Annotated in this window: 19 protein-coding genes and 1 riboswitch; of the genes, 14 read left to right on the top strand and 5 right to left on the bottom strand. The window is 41.5% G+C overall.

Going from position 1 to position 20,080, the window contains the following annotated elements:
* The first annotated feature begins 3 nt into the window (after positions 1 to 3).
* The 6 genes from FXF70_RS01370 to FXF70_RS01345 all read left to right on the top strand — a co-directional run bounded on the left by FXF70_RS01370 (position 4) and on the right by FXF70_RS01345 (position 6,242).
* On the top strand, positions 4 to 690 hold the full coding sequence (locus tag FXF70_RS01370) for a DsbA family protein (protein WP_017359241.1): 687 nt from the start codon (positions 4 to 6) through the stop codon (positions 688 to 690).
* Positions 687 to 1,100 (top strand): disulfide oxidoreductase, encoded by a 414-nt coding sequence (locus FXF70_RS01365; RefSeq protein WP_007500241.1) that lies wholly within the window; start codon positions 687 to 689, stop codon positions 1,098 to 1,100. The genes FXF70_RS01370 and FXF70_RS01365 overlap by 4 nt, the downstream gene beginning before the upstream one ends.
* A 345-nt stretch (positions 1,101 to 1,445) precedes the next feature.
* Entirely contained in the window at positions 1,446 to 2,057 is a 612-nt protein-coding gene (locus FXF70_RS01360) for a trimeric intracellular cation channel family protein (RefSeq protein ID WP_007500242.1), read from the top strand.
* Positions 2,058 to 2,379: 322 nt separating this feature from the next.
* Positions 2,380 to 4,395, top strand: a complete 2,016-nt coding sequence (locus FXF70_RS01355) for a Na+/H+ antiporter (RefSeq protein WP_024719813.1) — start codon at positions 2,380 to 2,382, stop codon at positions 4,393 to 4,395.
* Between the two features lie 63 nt (positions 4,396 to 4,458).
* Entirely contained in the window at positions 4,459 to 5,328 is an 870-nt protein-coding gene (locus FXF70_RS01350; protein WP_148779708.1) for an ROK family protein, read from the top strand.
* 68 nt (positions 5,329 to 5,396) lie between these two features.
* Complete coding sequence (locus FXF70_RS01345; RefSeq protein ID WP_017359243.1) at positions 5,397 to 6,242, top strand: aldo/keto reductase; 846 nt, start codon at positions 5,397 to 5,399, stop codon at positions 6,240 to 6,242.
* 180 nt (positions 6,243 to 6,422) lie between these two features.
* Here FXF70_RS01345 and modB read toward each other — a convergent pair whose 3' ends face one another.
* The 4 genes from modB to FXF70_RS01325 form a co-directional block, all read right to left on the bottom strand.
* Positions 6,423 to 7,088, bottom strand: coding sequence for a molybdate ABC transporter permease subunit (modB, locus tag FXF70_RS01340; protein ID WP_148779707.1), 666 nt, complete (start codon positions 7,086 to 7,088; stop codon positions 6,423 to 6,425).
* Positions 7,088 to 7,864 carry a molybdate ABC transporter substrate-binding protein gene (gene modA / locus FXF70_RS01335; protein ID WP_148779706.1) on the bottom strand — a complete coding sequence of 259 codons (777 nt, stop codon included), beginning with the start codon at positions 7,862 to 7,864 and terminating at the stop codon, positions 7,088 to 7,090. Before modA ends, modB begins: the two co-directional genes overlap by 1 nt.
* Before the next feature lie 115 nt (positions 7,865 to 7,979).
* The gene (locus tag FXF70_RS01330) at positions 7,980 to 9,830 is read right to left on the bottom strand and encodes an LTA synthase family protein (protein ID WP_065461066.1); all 1,851 of its coding nucleotides are present in this window, start codon (positions 9,828 to 9,830) and stop codon (positions 7,980 to 7,982) included.
* Between the two features lie 123 nt (positions 9,831 to 9,953).
* Positions 9,954 to 10,445: a metal-dependent hydrolase gene (locus FXF70_RS01325; RefSeq protein ID WP_148779705.1), complete on the bottom strand. Its 492-nt coding sequence runs from the start codon at positions 10,443 to 10,445 to the stop codon at positions 9,954 to 9,956.
* A 171-nt stretch (positions 10,446 to 10,616) separates the two neighbouring features.
* Between FXF70_RS01325 and FXF70_RS01320 the strand changes: the two genes are divergently transcribed.
* From FXF70_RS01320 to FXF70_RS01305, 3 genes are all read left to right on the top strand, one after another.
* Positions 10,617 to 11,045, top strand: coding sequence for a MarR family winged helix-turn-helix transcriptional regulator (locus FXF70_RS01320; RefSeq protein ID WP_007500254.1), 429 nt, complete (start codon positions 10,617 to 10,619; stop codon positions 11,043 to 11,045).
* 82 nt (positions 11,046 to 11,127) lie between these two features.
* On the top strand, positions 11,128 to 11,271 hold the full coding sequence (gene sspJ / locus FXF70_RS01315) for a small acid-soluble spore protein SspJ (RefSeq protein ID WP_146270529.1): 144 nt from the start codon (positions 11,128 to 11,130) through the stop codon (positions 11,269 to 11,271).
* A 122-nt stretch (positions 11,272 to 11,393) separates the two neighbouring features.
* Positions 11,394 to 11,572: riboswitch (Lysine riboswitch) on the top strand.
* 192 nt (positions 11,573 to 11,764) lie between these two features.
* A complete protein-coding gene (locus FXF70_RS01305) occupies positions 11,765 to 13,174 on the top strand; it encodes an amino acid permease (RefSeq protein ID WP_148779704.1) in 1,410 nt (469 codons plus the stop codon).
* 37 nt (positions 13,175 to 13,211) lie between these two features.
* Here FXF70_RS01305 and FXF70_RS01300 read toward each other — a convergent pair whose 3' ends face one another.
* Positions 13,212 to 14,150 (bottom strand): ABC transporter substrate-binding protein, encoded by a 939-nt coding sequence (locus tag FXF70_RS01300; RefSeq protein WP_148779703.1) that lies wholly within the window; start codon positions 14,148 to 14,150, stop codon positions 13,212 to 13,214.
* Positions 14,151 to 14,408: 258 nt separating this feature from the next.
* Between FXF70_RS01300 and FXF70_RS01295 the strand changes: the two genes are divergently transcribed.
* The 5 genes from FXF70_RS01295 to FXF70_RS01275 all read left to right on the top strand — a co-directional run bounded on the left by FXF70_RS01295 (position 14,409) and on the right by FXF70_RS01275 (position 19,979).
* On the top strand, positions 14,409 to 15,461 hold the full coding sequence (locus tag FXF70_RS01295) for a FecCD family ABC transporter permease (protein WP_008347113.1): 1,053 nt from the start codon (positions 14,409 to 14,411) through the stop codon (positions 15,459 to 15,461).
* Complete coding sequence (locus FXF70_RS01290; protein ID WP_007500263.1) at positions 15,462 to 16,484, top strand: FecCD family ABC transporter permease; 1,023 nt, start codon at positions 15,462 to 15,464, stop codon at positions 16,482 to 16,484.
* Between the two features lie 21 nt (positions 16,485 to 16,505).
* Positions 16,506 to 17,321, top strand: coding sequence for an ABC transporter ATP-binding protein (locus FXF70_RS01285; RefSeq protein WP_007500265.1), 816 nt, complete (start codon positions 16,506 to 16,508; stop codon positions 17,319 to 17,321).
* A 177-nt stretch (positions 17,322 to 17,498) separates the two neighbouring features.
* Positions 17,499 to 18,221 (top strand): response regulator transcription factor, encoded by a 723-nt coding sequence (locus FXF70_RS01280; protein ID WP_072367948.1) that lies wholly within the window; start codon positions 17,499 to 17,501, stop codon positions 18,219 to 18,221.
* 3 nt (positions 18,222 to 18,224) lie between these two features.
* Positions 18,225 to 19,979: a HAMP domain-containing sensor histidine kinase gene (locus tag FXF70_RS01275; protein ID WP_079919735.1), complete on the top strand. Its 1,755-nt coding sequence runs from the start codon at positions 18,225 to 18,227 to the stop codon at positions 19,977 to 19,979.
* Positions 19,980 to 20,080: the final 101 nt, after the last annotated feature.

Here is a 20,080-nt window from a genome sequence, read left to right as displayed (position 1 = left end):
TTTGTGAGTAAAAAAAATAATCAATCTTCATCCATCAAGTTTGCAGTTATATTAACCATCATTGCAGCTCTTCTCATCGGTATTTTCGTTGTGATCGGTAACAACAACAGCCAAGAAGCACAAACAGTCGACAGTAAGCCGTCTATTAAAGGACAGCCTGTCATGGGAGATCAAAAGGCAAAAGTGCAAGTTGTCGAGTTTGGGGATTACAAATGTCCATCATGTAAATCATTTGAGACTGACATTTTCCCAAAATTGAAAGCAGACTACATAGATAATGGCGATGTATCCTTCTCATTTATTAACTTACCACTGCCTGTTCATGGGGACGGTGCGGTATTAGCAGCACTGGCTTCTGAAGAAGTGTGGAAAGAAGATCCGAAAAACTTCTGGGCATTTCATGAAGCGGTCTACAACGCACAACCAGATAGTGAAGCAGAATGGGTAACGCCAGCAAAGCTCACCGAATTGGCGAAGAAGACAACGAAAATTGATACGGACAAGCTGAAAGATAACCTATCAAAGAAAACATATCAGCCACAGCTGAACACAGATGATCAGCTGGTGAATCAATACAAAGTAAATGCAACACCAACTATTTTCATTAACAATAAACAAGTCCAAAACTTTTATGACTATGATGAAATCAAAGAATTAATTGATCAAGAGCTGAAAGGGAAAAAATCATGAAGAATAAACTGATTTACTTATACAGCGCTTGGATCGTCTCGATTGTGGCGACGATGAGCAGCCTGTATTTAAGCGAAGTAAAGAAGTTTATTCCATGTGATATGTGCTGGTTTCAGCGCATTTTCATGTATCCGCTTGTGCTTTTACTTGGAATTGCTACATTCCGTGGCGATGTCAAAGTGAAGTACTACGTTCTCCCTTTGGCCGGGATTGGTGCTTGCTTTTCCATCTATCATTATATGGAACAAAAGATTCCAGGCTTTGCATCAATTCGTCCTTGTCTAAGCGGTATTCCTTGTTCCGTTGATTATCTGAACTGGTTTGGTTTTATCACCATTCCACTCTTAGCTCTCATTGCATTTATTCTGATCATCATTAGTATGCTGCTTTTAAATGCAAAAGAAGATTGAGGAGATAGCCTGCTTTTAAGCAGGCTATCAGCGTGTAGACAAACCCTCGCATTCTTTGTCAGTCCTGCGTGCTGGTGCTCACGAATGTCAAATTCGCTCCGCGCCAGTACTCGTCCTTCCTAGACTGCAATGGTTTTCTATCACGCTGAAATGAAGACAAAGGGCTAAAATCAAGATCATTTTATCCCTTTGTCAACAATCTGAGCCTGCTTTTAAGCAGGCTATTTTTTATTTTTGCAAAAAGGTAAAATTTAAAGAAAATTTGTATTGCTTTTCATTTGTGTCAGATATACATTAAGGGGAGAGTGTTAGATGATCAGACAATGGTAAGGAGATAAGCGGAAAATGGCATGGGAAGTGTTAAGTATTATTGGCATTGTGGCATTCGCCATTAGTGGTGCGATTGTAGCAATGGAAGAAGAGTACGATATTCTTGGTGTGTACATTTTAGGGATTGTCACAGCATTTGGCGGTGGAGCGATTCGGAATCTATTAATTGGTCTTCCGGTGTCTGCTTTATGGTCGCAGGGCAAAATGTTTACCATTGCCCTTGTATCCATTACGATCGTGTTTCTATTTCCAAAGCTTTTGCTCAAGCACTGGAGCACGTGGGGGAATTTCTCGGATGCGATCGGTTTAGCAGCGTTTGCGATTCAAGGTGCATTATTTGCTGTACAAAGAGAGCTCCCGCTCAGTGCGGTCATTGTGGCAGCCATTTTGACTGGAAGCGGCGGCGGCATTGTGCGTGATTTATTAGCAGGACGAAAGCCACTTGTGCTAAAAGCAGAGATTTACGCAGTATGGGCAGCCCTTGGAGGCTTACTCGTGGGACTCGGCTTAGCGCAAGGAGAGCTTGCTTTATATCTGCTGTTTGTCATACTCGTTATATGCAGGGTTTGTTCCTACTTATTCAAATGGCGGCTTCCCGCTAGGTCTTATTTTTTAAATAAAGGGTAAAACGAAAAGAGGGCGATGGGTCGCTCTTTTTTTTATGTGTTATTCGAGCTTGATGTCAGCAGGTCAAGCTGTTTTCGTGTAAAATAAAAGTAGGTTCTTTATTCATCATTGGAACAATACACGAGATGAAAATGTTGTCATTTGACTGAATATGTAGATTCAGTCTTTTTTTGCCTAGATGGATTGTTATGTGTTGGTTTCGCTTTTTGCGGGATACTAAAGAAACGCTCATGACCGAACGGATGGATCTGAAAGAAATGAACACATCTTTGCATGTAAGCAAAACATGACGGAAAAAATGAAATGGGAGGGACATGTACTAGTGGAGATTTTTTTGGCAGTGCTCGTACTACTAGCACTCATTGCATCATCTAATATTATCAATCGTTTTCTGCCCTTTATTCCAGTTCCATTAATCCAAGTGGGTTTAGGGATATTGGTCGCAGCTTTTCCTTCAGGTTTACATATTTCTTTAAATCCTGAGCTATTCTTCGTTTTATTCATTGCACCGCTGTTATTTAATGATGGGAAGCGTACCCCAAGGGACGAGCTGTGGAAATTAAGAGCGCCCATTCTTCTATTAGCTTTAGGGCTCGTATTTGCGACAGTCATTGTCGCAGGATATACCATCCATTGGATGATTCCAAGCATACCACTTCCAGCTGCATTTGCGCTTGCAGCGATTTTATCACCGACAGATGTGGTTGCTGTAAGTGCCCTTTCCAGCCGTGTGAATATGCCGAAGGGGATCATGAGACTGCTGGAAGGCGAAGGCCTGATGAACGATGCGTCAGGACTTGTTGCCTTTAAATTTGCTATTGCTGCAACGGTTACAGGGGCATTTTCCATTGCAGAGGCATCCTTTAGTTTTGTTCTTATTGCTGCTGGCGGATTATTGACCGGATTTATTCTGTCGTTTTTTATCATTCGTTTTCGCTATTTTCTCCGCCGTTTAGGCATGGACGATGTCACAATGCACATCATCCTGCAAATCCTCACGCCGTTTGTGATTTATTTAGCAGCGGAAGAAATTGGCGTATCCGGCATTTTAGCCGTTGTTGCCGGTGGTGTGACACATGCCATCGAGCAAGACCGAATGGAAGCGAATTTAGCAAAACTGCAAATTGCTTCTTCAAACACGTGGAATATTATTTTATTTATTTTAAATGGCCTTGTTTTCGTTTTACTTGGGTTACAAATTCCTGATGTATCGACCGTCATTTTCCAAGATGAAGCCTTTAATAATATGCAGGTGATCAGTTACATTTTAATCATTACATTCTGTCTAATGATTCTCAGATTTCTATGGGTATGGCTGTTCTGGGCAGGAAACTGGAGTGTATCGAAAAAGAAGAACGCAAAAAAACCGAAGCTGCGTGCTTCTATGCTGATGACATTCTCTGGTGTTCGTGGTGCTGTTACATTAGCGGGTGCTTTCTCCATTCCGTTTACGCTTGCAGACGGGTCACCATTTCCTGAGCGCCATTTAATTATTTTCCTCGCAGCAGGCGTCATTTTATGTACACTCATTTTAGCGAGTGTCTTGCTGCCTATTTTATCGGAGAAAAAAGATAAGCAAGTGGATGTGGACTTAGATACAAAGATTCAGCACGCGAAACGGAAGCTGCTGAGAAGTGCCATTAAAACCCTAAAAGAAGGAATGAATGAGGACAATCGAGAAGTATCCCTTGCACTCATCAATGATTTCCGAATGAAGCTACGAAATATTCAGCGGGAACCGTACCAGTTTGGTATGAGAAAACAAGAGAGAAAAATCAGACTGCATGGTATTAAAGCAGAACAGATGAAACTTCAGCAGTTGATTGAGGAAGAGAAAATCGACAAAGAAGAAGCATATGAGCTGCAAGAGAGATTTCATGAGCTGGAAATGCTCTATTCCAACTCCTTTAAAATTCGTTTCTCAAAAGTGAAGTTTCTGCGCTTACTACAATGGCTTCAATTGTGGCGTCCGCATCAGCGTATTTCGAGCGGCATATTAGAAAACGAGGAATCGTATAAACAAATCCGTAAGAAAACGGCTGAAGCTGCGGTGGATTCTATTAAGCACCATATGACTGAAGACAATCAACAAACGTGTCATCAAGTCATTGGGTTTTACAATCAAGTGATTTTCCGCTGTGAACATGGTCCTTCTTTCTTCCAGCAAAAGGATCGTACGTTTGACCGGAAGAAGAAAGAGCTTAACTTCCAAGCTGTACAGACGATTCGTAATGAAATCCAAACCTTATATGAAAATGGCGAAATCAATCGTGATATTGCCCATCATTTAAGGGAATATATCAATGACATGGAAGCAGTCTTACTGACCAATACATGATGTTGTCATCTTCTCCCCTATGTTTTATGATGAAAAAAAGAGACGAGCAGGGGGAGAGGCAGGATGACATATTACGGAGCGATTGAAGTTGGGGGGACAAAGTTCTGCTGTGCCATTGGCAATGAACATGGTGATATCATAGAGGAATTAACCATTCCAACAGAGCACCCGGAAAAAACCATCCAATCACTTATTCCATTTTTTCAGCAACATGAAATTGCAGCATTAGGGGTCGGTTCCTTTGGACCGATTTGTGTCCAGAATGACGATCCTTCTTACGGTTACATCATGAATACGCCGAAAGTGGAATGGAAGCATTACCCGTTGATACCTGAGCTGGAGAAACAATTAGGCGTACCGGTGTCCTTTACGACAGATGTCAATGCCGCAGCATTAGGTGAACTGACAAAAGGGGCCGCCAAAGGGCTAAGCAGCTGTCTGTATATCACGGTCGGTACGGGGATCGGTGCCGGGGCTGTTGTGAAACATGAGCTTCTTCACGGTCACTCACATCCAGAAATGGGACACATCCTGGTCAGGCAGCATGAATCAGATCAGTTTGAGGGTGTCTGCCCAGCGCATGGTACTTGCTTAGAAGGACTGGCGGCAGGACCAGCTATTGAGGCAAGGTGGGGAAAGCCGGCTAAAGAGCTTACCGAAGAAGAAGCAGTTTGGTCTCTTGAAGCAGATTATTTAGCACAGGCATTAATGCAATACACGCTGATATTAAGCCCAGAGCGCATCATCATGGGTGGAGGCGTCATGAAGCAAAAACAGCTATTTCCGCTCATTCGAGAGAAGCTGGCTGCGTATGTCAATGATTATGTCGACATGCCGCCGCTTGATACATACATTGTCTCTCCTGGACTTGAGGACAAGGCAGGTATGACAGGTGCTTTGCTGCTAGCGATTGAAGCGAAGAGAAACGCCTGATAATAGAGTTTTCAAACGCAACATGAGATAATGAAAAAGATGGAATCTATGAAAAGGTGGTTGTTAACATGGTCAAAAGCTTGAATGATACCGTAACACTAAATAACGGAGTAGAAATGCCATGGTTTGGTTTAGGTGTATTCAAAGTGGAGGACGGCAACCAAGTGGTTGATGCCGTCAAAGCAGCCATACGAAACGGTTATCGCAGCATTGATACGGCTGCCGTTTATAAAAACGAGACAGGCGTAGGGAAAGCCATTAAAGAATCTGGCGTCAAAAGAGAAGAATTGTTCATTACGTCAAAAGTATGGAACACAGATCAAGGATATGACAAAGCACTCGCTGCATTCGATGCAAGCTTAAACCGGCTCGGTCTTGATTACTTAGACCTCTATTTGATTCATTGGCCTGGACCAAATGCAGATACATTTAAAGAGACATGGCGTGCGCTTGAGAAGCTTTATAAAGATGGAAAAGTAAGAGCGATTGGTGTCAGCAACTTCTACGTGCAGCATTTAGAAGAGCTGTTAAAAGATGCGGAGGTTGTTCCAGCGGTGAACCAAGTGGAGTTTCATCCAAAACTGACACTTGTCGAATTACGACAATATGCGAAAGAAAAAGGCATTCAAATTGAAGCATGGTCTCCGCTGATGCAAGGAAAGCTTTTGGATCATGACGTATTAAAGGAAATTGCAGCACAATACAACAAATCTGTGGCTCAAGTGATCTTGCGTTGGGATCTGCAAAGCGGCGTTGTCACCATTCCAAAATCAATCAATGAAGAACGCATTAAACAAAATGCCGACATTTTTGACTTCGAGCTTTCACAAGAAGACATGGAAAAAATCAATGCACTTAATAATAACGAACGTGTCGGGTCTAATCCAGAAACGATGACGGTTGGGTTTGAATAAATATAAAATCCCCTTTGCGTGTAGACAAACCCTCGCATATTTTGTCAGTGAGTACTGGTGCTTCCTAGACTAGCAAAGGTTTTCTATCACGCTGAAAAAAGACAAAGGGCTAAAATCAAGTTCATTTTAGCCCTTTGTCAACAATCTGAATCCCCTTTCTCTTTTTGAGAAGGGGATTTTTTAATTCATGCTTCGGCGCACAGCCAACAGCATGAGAAAAGACAGGATCACAATACAAATGGTCCAAGCCCACGCAAGTTCCATTCGTCCAGAATCAATCGCCACATAGATGGCTGTTGGGAGGGTTTGCGTTTTCCCAGGAATGTTGCCAGCGAACATTAAAGTCGCTCCAAATTCTCCTAAAGCCCTTGCGAAACTTAAAACTGCACCAGAGAGAAGAGATGGCAGTGCGAGTGGGACGGTAATATAGGCAAAGACCTGGAAAGAATGCGCACCATCAACTTTTGCAGCACCTTCAATGTCTGACTCAATCGTAGAAAAACCAGCTTTCGCTGATTGATACATGAGCGGGAATGCGACAACTGTCGATGCAATGACTGCTGCCCAATAAGTGAAGATGACAGGCTGATGGAAGATCCATTCAATGGCTTGTCCAATCACGCTGTGCTTCCCGAACACGACGAGCAGCAGAAATCCTACGACCGTTGGCGGCAGGACAAGCGGCATCATGAGGAGCGTTTCCACGATCATTTTTCCTTTGAAAGATGTACGGGCCATCCAAAAACCAATGGACGTTCCTAAAACGACAGCTAATAATCCACTGAAAGCAGCCACTTGTATGGACAGCCAGATAGGTGAAAGAAAATCTTCGGTCAGCATCGGCATTATTTCACTTGAAAGCCGTACTTTTTAAAAATCGCTGCGGCTGGATCTGATTGGAGATATTGAAAAAATGCTTTCGCCTCTTTCATGTGATCGGTCTGTTTTACAATGCCAACAGGATAAATGATGGGGGAATGCATGTCTTGATTTGCCTCATCTACTATCTTTACTTTGCGAGAAACGAGCGCGTCCGTCTTATACACGACACCAGCTTCCACATTTCCTGTTTCGACATAGTTTAATACTTGACGAACATCCTTGCCATAGACAGCATTCTGTTTCACTTGGTCCCATATATTCAGTTTTGTGAAAATCTCTTTTGCATATGTACCAGCAGGAACAGATTCAGGTGTGCCAAGCGCTATCTTTCCTTTTATGTGATCAACATCGCGAAAGGTTTTGATAGCAGAAGAACCTTCTTTTGGCACGATGAGGACAAGCTCATTTTGTATGGCATCCTTTGTATGGTCCTGATCGATGTCGCCAGATTGAACAAGGTCATCAAAAGGATCTTCAGCTGCTGAGAAGAAGAGATCCGCTTTTGCTCCTTGAGCGATTTGCTGCTTCAATGCGCCGGATGACCCGAAATTATTCGTGAGTGTCACGTTTGGATGATCATCTTCATAGGCAGATTCAATCTCTTTCAAAGCATCCTGCAGGCTTGCCGCCGCTGAAATCACAAGTTCTGTCTTTTTGCTTTGATTTGGTGACGTCGACTCCGTTTGACACCCAGTCAGGAGCAAACAGATGGTGACGAAGGTTAAGAATAAATATTTCATGATCACACCTCTTTATCATTCAACATCATGTGTATCCTTTATTATAATCAAACTTATTTGACCATTCATAGGTTTTCAGGAAAAGAGAAAAGAAAAAGCCGCCAGAGGGCAGCTTTTAATGCTGATAAAAACGTAGTAAGTTCCCGTTGATCACTTTATCTGATAGAGACAGCTCTTTATTGGCTTTTTCTATATAGGGCTGGCATACTTCATCTTCTTCAACAGGTTGTTTTGTTTTTTGATCATAGCACGTGTTCTTTGTATAAAGATAATCATCTGTAATAAAGTTTCCATTTCTCAGCACAGCGAACGGTGTACGCTCATTGGAGAAAAGGTCATTTCCAAATTGAATGGCATCTTTTGATTCAATGCCGAGTAAATGAAGAAGTGTCGGTTTGACATCCATTTGACCGGCTGTTTCAGAAATGGTTTGAGGGGCCTCATCTGTCACCCCAGGAATGTAAATCAAAAAAGGGACCCGCTGCAGTTTAACTGCATCAAACGGTGTGATTTCATCCTGCTTCAGCAGCTCTGCCATTGCCTCATGATGTGCTTCTGAAATGCCGTAGTGGTCTCCCATCAGGACAAACATTGTATTTTCATATAGTCCTTCTTCTTTCATTCGTTCAAAGAACCTTTTGATGGCTTCATCTTGATAGCGGACGGTGGTCACATAGCGGTTTAAAATGGTGCTAGTCGAATCGTATTCATCAATGAACTGATCCTTTGGATCAATTTCAAATGGGAAGTGATTGGTTAAGGTAATAAACGTGCTGTAATAAGGCGTCTTCAGCTTTTTTAAATAATCGATGGATTGGTCAAAAAAGTCGATATCCTTTAAGCCCCAGCCAGTCGAATTCTGTTCATTGACATCAAATGAATCGACATCATAAAAGCGGTCAATCCCAAGAGATTCATACATCACATCACGATTCCAGAACGTTTTATTATTCGCATGAAATTGGACGGATTGATAATTCTCTTTTTTCAATTGCTTGTACAGTGTGTCATATTCGTTGTCACTCGCTGTGAAAAAGACAGCGCCACTGCTAGATGGATAGAGGGAGTTTGCGACGATAAACTCTGAGTCCGACGTTTTGCCTTGCTCTGTCTGCTGATAAAATTCATCAAAATAGAAGCTTTTTTTGGCAAGTTGATTTAAAAATGGTGTGATGTATTGTCCATTCACCTTTTGATTCATGACAAATTGCTGCGTTGATTCAAGTGAAATGAACACGACATTTTTGCCTTTAGCAAGTCCAAAGTAGTCTTCATTCGGAGCACTGTAATCAGCTTTTGTGTAGTTTGCCACTGTTGAAAGTGTATCTTCGTCAGCAAAGGCTTTTTGTCCAATTCGTGCTGTTTGAGCGGCACCGTCATACAAATGGAATTGAAACAGCCCAAGGTTGCGTACAATGACTTCTCGATCATACGAGCTTGTCAAAAATCGAGGGTGGTCCATCAAAGCTGAGCTGACATGGAACAATAGCAAGCTGCAGCAAACCACATAGTATGTTTTGATCGTCTTAAAAGACGCTTTTGGTGATAGCGGTTTCCGTTTTAAGAGCCATGCCAGCACTACAAAATCAATCAGCATGAGTATAAATAGCGGATGAAACAATTCAGTCATACTGCTGCCCATATCTCCCATGTTCTTTGCTTGAAATAAGACAGGAATGGTAATGAAATCAATATAAAAACCGTAAAAGATCGTATTCGATATCAAAATGGCTGTCAAAATAAAATTTGTGGTCAATAAAAAGACCTTTTGTTTCGTTTCATTTAAGAAAAGAGCAATCCCAAACAAAGGGAGCAAAAAGCTAAGTGGATTAATCAAAAGCAGCCACTCGTGAAACAGATTGGCCGTTCGTATATGAAATCCGAATTGATAAATGATGTATGTTTTCATCCACATAAAGAGGATGGAGTACACTAAAAACCAGTGATTTTTGAAAAACGCTTTCATTTATGTAACTCCTCACCATTCTGTATTCAGCTGCAAGGCAAAAACACTTATCTTAAAACTACTAAAAAAATGAGGAATGATCAATTCATATCCTGCTTTTTTGCAAAACTCTTTTTTCTTTTTCTAAAACGGCAATGGGATGGATATTCCGCAAATGACAGCCATGTAATAGCAGGTGACAATGGTCAGAGCAGCTAGTACGACTTGTTCTCCTGTGCTGCCTGTTTTAACATAAAAGGGGAGACGTACTTTCATGGTTGCAGGGAACAAAAATTTAATACCGTTCACTGTGCCTGCATCAAGGATGAGGTGGCTTGCCATCCCAACTAGTAACCCGGTACTGAGGCTGTCATTTGGAATGTATGTTGTCGCAATAAAATAAATGATCAGCAGAAATAATAAACTATGTGTAAAGGTGCGGTGCCCGAACACACTACTGATCAGTGTGGAAAGCAGCGGGAATTTCCTGCCGATTTTGCTTTTTGTATGACATAGATCTGGGATGAGGGCACCTACTGATCCTGCAGCAGCCATCGTCACTGGTTCGAATCCGCAATAATAGGCGACGGCTGTGGAGGCGGCAATTCCGCCCATAATATGTGTTTTTCCTGTCATGATGCGTACTCCTGTTCTGTTTTTTGTTCAAGTACTCACTATATCAAGGGTGAATCCATTCAGCAAGGCTTATTTCTACAGAAAAATGGGATAAAATAGTTGGCTGTTTGGAAAAACATTCTATAATAAGAAGGAAGTCATGTTGACACTAACGATAAGGATGCGATTCGGATGAGTAATGCAGACATTTTAAAAGAAATTGTTCTTGTACATTATGAAGTCAGCCGTAAATTAAACCGCAAGTTACTTGAGTTAGAAAAAGACATCACGCCTCCACAGATATATGCTCTTTCTATATTGATACAAGGAAAAGTATCACATGCTGAAGAGCTCAAACAAAGACTCTCTCTCAACCCAGGTGCCGCTTCCATTGCCCTCAATAAATTATGTGAGCAAGGCTACATTCAGAGAGAACGGGACAAGGACGATCATTCCCTTGTCCGGCTAGAAGCCACGGAAAAAGGGCTGGCTATTTACGAAAAGCATACACGTCTTTTTGGAAAGGTGATTCAGCATATGATGTCAGACTTCACAGAGGAAGACTTAAAGACCTTTCTAACGTATTTGCAAAAAATGAGACAGACCTTTCACGATGAATGAACCGCTCCTCTTTGTATAATGCTGAGCGCTGTAGCACAAATTAAACAGGCAAAGGCATTTTATGATAAGGGGGGAAATAGCGATGTCATTTTTCCAAAAGGATAAAAAGACGAAAAGCGAGAAAGACCATCAGCAGGTCGATCAGCTGTTAGAAGAAGCAAGTAAAGAACTAGCAGGCGATCCGCTTCAGGAAGCTGTCCAAAAGAAGAAAAACAACCATCAATAAGCTGACAAAAAGGCGGAGAATCATTTCTCTGCCTTTTTTCTATGTTTTTCCCTTTGACAGATATGAGAATGTTTGATAACCTTCGTGTAGTAAAAATGAATAGAAATCCTCACGCTATGTCTCAGTGAGGTAGAGGTTGCGCGGATGATGAGTCACTCATGGGAGAGATGGAATCGTTGATCATGAGAAAAAAGGCATCAGCGCCGAAGTGTAGAGAGAGCTCCAACTTTCTTTATGCTGGGTCTGCATTGAACAAATGCAGGACTGCCACGTCTTTGAAGCGTGGAGGGCTATCCGGAGATCAAGGTGTATGTTTTGAAAAGCATGGACTTTTGTTCAGGCTTTTTTTTATGTTCTGATTGCCTAAGAAAAGGGTATGCTGGTAAGAAAGTGACCCAACATGAACATAAAGAATGCAAGTCATTGCTTCACAAATATATCAATGAAGATACTGCCGGGTCTGGTCCAAAGTGAATATAACGGAGGTACGAAAATGGAACAGACAAAAAAATGGGGTTTTTGGTTATTGACGGCTTTTGTCGTCGGAAATATGGTAGGTTCAGGCATCTTTATGCTGCCTAGTACACTTGCCCAGCATGCAAGTCCTTTAGGTGTGACGATGGCATGGCTTGTCACAGGTGGCGGCGTACTGATGATTGCCTTTGTGTTTGGACATTTGTCCATTCATAAACCGCAGCTAACAGCTGGACCACAAAGCTATGCAAGAGCGCTTTTTAAAGATCCGAAAAAAGGAAAAGCAGCCGGTTTTACAATGGTTTGGGGATATTGGGTGGCAAGCTGGATTAGTAATGTCGCCATTATCACAAGCCTAGCTGGTTATTTAACAACCTTTTTCCCAATTTTAACCGTGAAAACGGAGATCTTTACTTTTGGAAAAGAAGCGATCACACTTGGTCAGCTCTCAACGTTTATCGTATGTACAATCCTTCTATGGGGGACTCATACGATTTTAATTACAAGCTTAAGCGCAGCAAGTAAGCTGAACTTTATTACGACCTTTTCAAAGGTGCTTGGATTCGTCCTTTTTATTGTCGCAGGCTTATTTGCATTCCAAACCGCATTATTTGAACATTATTACTTCCCTGTTGAAGCAGCAAGTGGTGAAGGAGTGCTCGGACTTGGAGGCCAAATTCATCATGCGGCCATTTCCACACTATGGGCATTTATCGGCATCGAATCTGCTGTCATTTTATCAGGAAGAGCTTCCTCGCAGCGTGATGTCAAACGTGCGACGATTACAGGACTTTTAATTGCACTGTCTATTTACATGATTATTACCTTGATTACAATGGGCGTTCTGCCGCATGATCAATTGCAAGGTTCTGATAAACCATTCGTAGACGTGCTTCAGCTCATTATCGGACCGGCTGGCGGCATTGTCATGGCACTTCTTGCGATCATTTGTTTATTTGGTTCGATGCTTGGCTGGATTTTGCTTGGTTCTGAAGTCCCTTATCAAGCAGCAAAGGCTGGCGATTTCCCAGCAGTGTTTGCAAAAACAAACAAAAAAGGCAGTCCTGTTTTTGCTTTGACTGTCACAAATATCATGTCACAGCTGTTTATTTTCTCAGTCATGTCACGTACGATTAATGAAGCCTTTACTTTCTTAACAACATCAGCGACACTTGCGTATCTCATTCCGTATATCGTGTCGTCGATCTACAGCTTTAAGGTCATCATGCAAGGTGACACATATGAGCTCCAAAAAGGAAACCGGACAAGAGACGGGATCATTGCGCTTGTGGCCATGGGGTATTCCGCTTGGGTCATTATTTCAGGCACAGCTGATTTCAAAACATTTGGTCTTGGTATTGGATTGTTCTTAGTTGGCATTTTACTCTACCCATTCATGTCCAAAAAATTTGCCAAAGGTACAGTATAAGAAATACGTTTCTCCAGCATTGGAGAAACGTATTTTTTTATGAGTCAGATGTTAATCGATCCACAATAAATTCGAGCTGACCTTCTAGTGACACAGGGTCATTAAAGAAGTAACCGACTGTATCTGTTTCAAATACGCGTTTGTTTTGGACAGCAGGAAGTGATGCCCAGATGCTGCTTTTATACACTTGATCGCCATTACTTTTTGAACCGCTCCATGGGCTTGTGAAAATATAATCACCTGCAAATTCTGGAAGCTTTTCAAGAGAAATGTTTGCATAACCGACACCACTGTCGATGGCTTCTTTTTGGGCGGCCTTCGGAGCTTTTAATTTCAGCTCGTCATAAATGATTTCACCACCGCGTGCAAAAGTGTTACCGAAAATGTAAATGCCCTTATCGAATGGTGATACGATCGAAACGGTTTTGTTTCCTACAGCTTTTGTTACTTTTGGTTTCACTTCAGCAATTTTGGCATCCCATTGTGTGATCCAATCCGTTGCTTTTTTTGATGTGCCTGTCATTTTACCGAATTCTTTTAGCTGGTCTTTAAACGAATATTGATTGTATTGAATGGCAACTGTAGGGGCAATTTTTTTGTATTGATCAAATTTCTCATCTTCTCCCCAAGCAATGATCATATCCGGCTTCAAAGAGGCTACTTTCTCAACAGAGGGAGATTTTCCAATATTTTTCACTCCATCTGTTTTTCCTTTATAGAAAGGGTTTTTAAAGATGGGCGCAGTAGCAGCAATTGGGGTTTTGCCGAGTGTGACGAGATCCCCGTAATAGCTTTCCGCCAGAAGCACAATACGTTTTGGGTTTTGAGGCAGTTTCACTTCACCCTTTACATCTTGATAGGTGATCGTGTCATTTTTTTTGGCTCCCGATTCTTTATTGGAAGTGCTGCCGCAAGCAGCAGTAAAAATCATAAGGGTAATGAGGGAAATCAAAAGAAGTCCAGTTCGTTTTTTCACTAAAGTTCGCTCCTATTCAATTGTTTATGATAATGATTCTCATTTGCAATTATATCTTATCATGATAGAAGAAAAAATGCATCGGCTATTTTATGACCAAAAGAAAATGGTGAAATTCTCCCGGTTTTTTGATGAAAATAAAGAAATTTATCAGAACAAGGATTTCAAAACGTGAAGAAAGTGATATACTAGACTCCGAGATTGATAATCATTATCACTAATAACGAATAGATATGAACGGAAAGGAAGAGACTGGTTTTGGGCTCACAATCGAATAAACAGCTGTCAGCTAAAGATGATGCGATAGATATTGTGACAAAGCCTTTTGGTACAGCAGCTGTTGTCATCATAGGAATCATTGCTTTAGCATTTGGTCTTTTTTTATCAGTATCGCTAGGAGCGGCAAACATTCATTTACACACGGTATGGGAAGCCGTCTTTCATTTTGATTCACAACAAACCTCACATCAAATCATTAGGGAACTAAGGCTACCGCGTACAGTTGGTGCCGCACTTGTCGGTGCCTTTTTAGCAGTATCGGGTGCCATCATGCAAGGCATGACAAGAAATGCGCTTGCGTCTCCTGAAATCATGGGTGTGACAAATGGCTCTGCATTTGCGATTGCCATTGCGTTTGCTTTTTTCCCAGGCCAATCTTCTTTTACATTAATTCTTTGGTCATTTTTGGGTGCAGCACTTGGCGCCTCTATTGTATTTGGGGTTGGAACCCTTTCAAAAGGGGGGCTTACTCCTGTGAAGCTCGCATTAGCCGGTACGGCTGTTGGCGCACTTTTAAGCTCAATTTCCTCAGCGATTGCCATTCGATTTGACGTCGCGCAAGATATGAGTTTTTGGTACGCAGGCGGTGTGGCTGGTGTGAATTGGAGCAATATTAAGATCATCATTCCAGTTGCGGCTGTAGGACTGATCATCGCAATGATTCTTGCCCGCTCCATCACGGTTTTAAGCTTGGGTGATGAATTAGCAAAAGGGCTTGGACAATATACACGAACAGTAAAGGTACTTGGCATATTGGTCGTGATCCTTTTAACAGGTGCAGCCGTGTCAGTTGCAGGTTCTATTGGCTTTATCGGGCTTGTGATTCCTCATGTTACGCGTTTCTTGGTCGGCGTTGACTATCGCTGGATTATTCCTTGCTCAGCTATTTTAGGGGCTATTTTGCTCATTTATGCAGACATTGCGGCAAGGCTTGTCAATGCGCCGTTTGAAACGCCAGTTGGTGCCATTACAGCCATTATAGGCGTTCCTTTCTTCTTATATTTAGCGAGACGTGAAAGGAGCGGAATTTAAATGGAAATGGTGCAGCAGGCAAAGAAAAAGAAATACAAACGAACGATGGTCATGATCTTTTTAGCCATCGTGGCTGTGTTCCTGATTAGTTTAAATACCGGAGAGATAAGGATTTCTCCGATGGATACATTCAAAACATTTTTTGGACTCGGAAGTGAAATGGATGAGCTTGTATTATTCGAGTTCAGACTTCCAAGGATGGTCATCGCTTTACTTGTTGGCGCTTCTATCGCTGTATCAGGTGCCATTTGGCAAGGTGTTTCTCAAAATGGTTTAGCTGATCCCGGCATTCTAGGTGTAAATGCGGGTGCAGGTTTTGCGGTTGTTTTGTTTATCTTTGCCTTTCAGGGCTCGATGTCGAACTTAGGTGATTTTACGATATTTGTACTGCCGCTTTTCGCTTTCGCAGGGGCAGCCTTTGCTGCATTTCTCATTTATGTGCTAGCGTGGAAAAAGGGCATTACGCCTGTTCGATTGATTTTAACTGGTATTGGGATCAATGCTGCATTTTCGGCAGCAATTGTGGTCATTCAATTAAAGATGAGCCCAAATGATTTTAACCAAGCCATTGTGTGGCTGTCAGGAAGTATTTGGGGCTCAAGTTGGACATATGTCTTATCAGTCGTGCCGTGGATGCTGATTTTTCTTGTATTAGCGATGGTGAGGGCACGCTACTTAAATATCATGAATTTGGGTGATCAGATATCTTATGGCTTAGGGATTTCAGTTCATAAAGAAAGAAGTTTTCTCATGCTGATTGCAGTTGCATTAGCCGGTGCGAGTGTCGCTGTTGCAGGGAGTATATCGTTCCTAGGGTTAGCGGCACCACACCTTGCAAGAAAGCTAGTTGGACCGAAACATCAAGGAATGATCCCGGCGTCCGCTATGATTGGTGCACTGCTGTTATTACTTGCAGATACACTTGGGCGTGTCATACTTGCTCCATCAGAGGTGCCCGTTGGACTTGTCGTTTCGGCCTTAGGCGCACCTTACTTCATTTACTTATTGATGAAAACGAACTAATGAGGAAGGAGAGTATAACAGATGAATTCACTAGAAACAGAAAAGCTTTGTATTGGCTATCATGACCGTTTGATTGTAGACGATTTAAATATCAGCATCCCAAAAGGCAAGGTGACGACATTAATTGGACCGAATGGGTGTGGGAAGTCAACGATTTTAAAAACAATGTCTCGTATTATGAAGTCCCATCAAGGTGCTGTTTATTTAAATGGCCAGGCGATCCATCAAACACCAACAAAAGAAATTTCAAAACAAATGGCCATTTTACCGCAGACGCCTGAAGCCCCAAGTGGTCTGACCGTTTATGAGCTTGTGTCATATGGACGTTTCCCGCATCAAAATGGATTTGGCCGTTTATCAAATGAGGACAAACGAATCATCAGATGGGCACTTGAGGAGACGGGAATGATTGCATTTCATGACCGGCCAATTGAAGCACTCTCCGGTGGACAGCGTCAGCGGGTATGGATTGCGATGGCACTCGCTCAGGAAACAGAGCTGCTTTTATTAGACGAACCAACGACGTATTTAGATCTTGCTCATCAGCTGGAGATCCTTCAGCTATTAGAACGCTTAAACAGAGAGCAGGGCAGAACGGTGCTGATGGTGATTCATGACCTCAATCATGCTGCACGCTTTTCGCATTACATGATTGCCCTCAATCAAGGGAAAGTCATTAAAGAGGGTACGCCTCATGAGGTCATGACAAAAGAGGTACTCAGTCAGGTGTTCCACATCGATGCAGAAATTGTGCTTGATCCGAGAACGAATAAGCCGATCTGTTTAACATATGACTTAATGAATCATGAAAGAAAGCTTGAAGCTGTGAACGGATAATAGATGGACAAAAACTCGGTATATATGACCGAGTTTTTTTGCATCTTCTGGTATTACCTATTGATGCCATTTTCTCCAGTTGATCTTTTTTCGCTTTTATGCAGAAAAGAGGTACTTTTTTACTTTGGACAATGGTAATATACGGTTAGAGATCATAGCTAGAAAGGAAAGAGATGCGTGGAAACAGCAAAAATATTGATTGCAGATGACGAAGAAGCAATTGTAAAAATGGTTGAACGCGTATTAAAAAAAGAAGGGTTTCAACATATTTATAAAGCCTATCATGCAGATGAAGCATTAGATATTGTCAAAAACGAGGACATCCACCTCTTACTTCTAGATGTGATGATGCCCGGTAAGTCAGGCTTTGATGTTCTGCCTGACATCAGGAAAATGACGAAGGCACCGATTTTCTATTTAACAGCAAGAACGTCTGATGTAGACAAATTGACTGGATTTGCACAAGGTGCAGACGATTACATCACAAAGCCATTTAATCCGTTAGAGCTAGTAGCTAGAATTAAGGCGCACTTAAACCGAACTTATGTCTCCTTACAGGAGGAGCAGGAAGAAGCGCACAGTCAATATGAATATGCTCATTTCTCGTACCATCCTCATGCAGCCGAGTTGAAAGTAAGGGGAGAAGTGACGGCTTGCTCAGCTCAGCTTTTGTCCTTGCTGAAGTATTTTTGTGATCATCCGAATGTGGTACTTTCAAAAGATCAGATCTATGAGAAAGTATGGGGTGTTCCATCATATGGTGACAACAACACCGTCATGGTTCATATCCGAAAGCTGAGAGAAAAAATAGAGTTAGATCCAAGTCAGCCTGAATATATTGTGACGATCCGTGGTATGGGCTATAAGTTCATTCCCCAACCTGTGAAGGTTCTTCAATAGTTTATGAATTTACGAACAAAACTTTTCTTTCACTTTGTCGGACAAATGTTTATTGTCATCGTCATTCTAACGATCGGGCAAACATTCTCTGAAAATCTTTATTTTCAAAAACGCTATGAGAATATGACTGAAACTGGTTTAACGAAGGCAGATGGAGATACACTCATGAGCTGGCTTTATTTTAACGAGGATGGAAAAATGGAAGCCGATGATCAGCTCAAACAAGCAGTGGAAAAACGTGATGGCTGGCTACAAGTGATTGATTCCAAAAAACGCAACGTCTATAGCTATCAACTCCCTAAAAACATTCCAACATCCTATCAAAAGGATGAAATGATCAAGATCTTTGAAAAAAGACAATTTAAAGATTACAAGATGTACTTCTGGCCAATTGAGATTGATCAAGAAAGCTTTATCGTCTTATATGGATTTAAAACGAACAGCACAAAGGTAGCCAATTATCTCAAGCAGCATGAAAAAAACCTGGCTGCATTGTCTCAATATTCAGTTGAAACAAAAGAATTTTTGAAAAGAATGAATGGATCGGTGCATCTGTTTAATGAAGAAGGAAAATACTTAAAAGGTATCCGAGCCAAAAATAATTTGAAAAATAACGTAACGGATGTTGAACTGCTCAAGTATCAATCAAAGCCTTGGGAGTTTAGAAGTGACCTGTCGTATATCAAAGTGAATAAGGATTTGTATATGATTGTTTCGGTGCCAAACAAAGTATACAGCCCAGACGAGCTTTATGATAAAGAGACAGAGGCTTTAAACCAATATACAACGCTTTTGATTGCAGGTCTTGCGCTTACGATTATTATCGTTATGACATTATGGTACTCGTATCGCTATGGGCTACCGATCTATCACATTATCCGCTGGCTGATTTTCTTATCAAGAAATAAATTGCAGGAGCCAACAAATAGAAAAGGTATTCCAGTAAGTAAAAATAAAAAGGGCCGTATTAAGCGGGAGTACCGGCTGTTTGAGGATATCCTCAAAACAATGGATCAGCTCACCAATACGTTAAAAGAGAATGAAGCAAACCGAAGAAAAATTCAAACCACAAGGGAAGAATGGATCGCAGGGCTGTCTCATGATCTAAAAACGCCTCTTAGCACGATTTACGGCTATGGATTAATGCTAGAATCAGATCAATACCAATGGTCCAAGGAAGAAGTCATGGAAATGGGACAAGTCATTCGTGAGAAATCAGAATACATGTCGACCTTGATTGAGGATTTAAACCTCACGTATCGATTGAAAAATGGTGCATTGCCTATTAATCGAAAACCTGTTGAGCTTGGTGAATTTTTAGCCTCCATTATGGACGAGTTTTCAAGAAGCACGCTTTCAGAAGATTATTTATCATCCTTTGAAGATCAAACAGAGGGTGTCATGTTTGAGATCGATAAAGCCTGGTTTAGACGAGTCATTGAGAACCTGCTGGCGAACGCAGTGAAGCATAACCAGAAAGGTACTCTTATTCAAGCTATTCTATCTGAAACAAATGATGAAGTTCGGATCGAAATGAAAGATAACGGACGCGGAATGGCGCAAGAAACGGTGGATCATTTATTTAATCGTTACTATAGAGGGACAAATACGAATGATCCAACAAATGGAACAGGACTAGGACTGGCGATTGCAAAAGAGCTTGTCTTACTGCACGATGGCGATATTCAAGTAGAAAGTGAATTAGGTCAAGGAACAACTATTGCGATTATCCTAAAGAAAACACCATCTGTAAAATAGCCAAAAAACGATTTTCTTTTCTAAAGGAGATCGTTTTTTCTTGTTTTAGGATTGAAATCGACTTTGTAAACGATTACAATAAAATTGTTAACGTGAACAAA

Source organism: Bacillus sp. Y3 (assembly GCF_008123875.1).
GTDB lineage: Bacteria > Bacillota > Bacilli > Bacillales > Bacillaceae > Bacillus > Bacillus altitudinis.
Note: the sequence above shows the minus strand (reverse complement) of the source record. Positions and strands in the feature narration are given on the sequence as shown.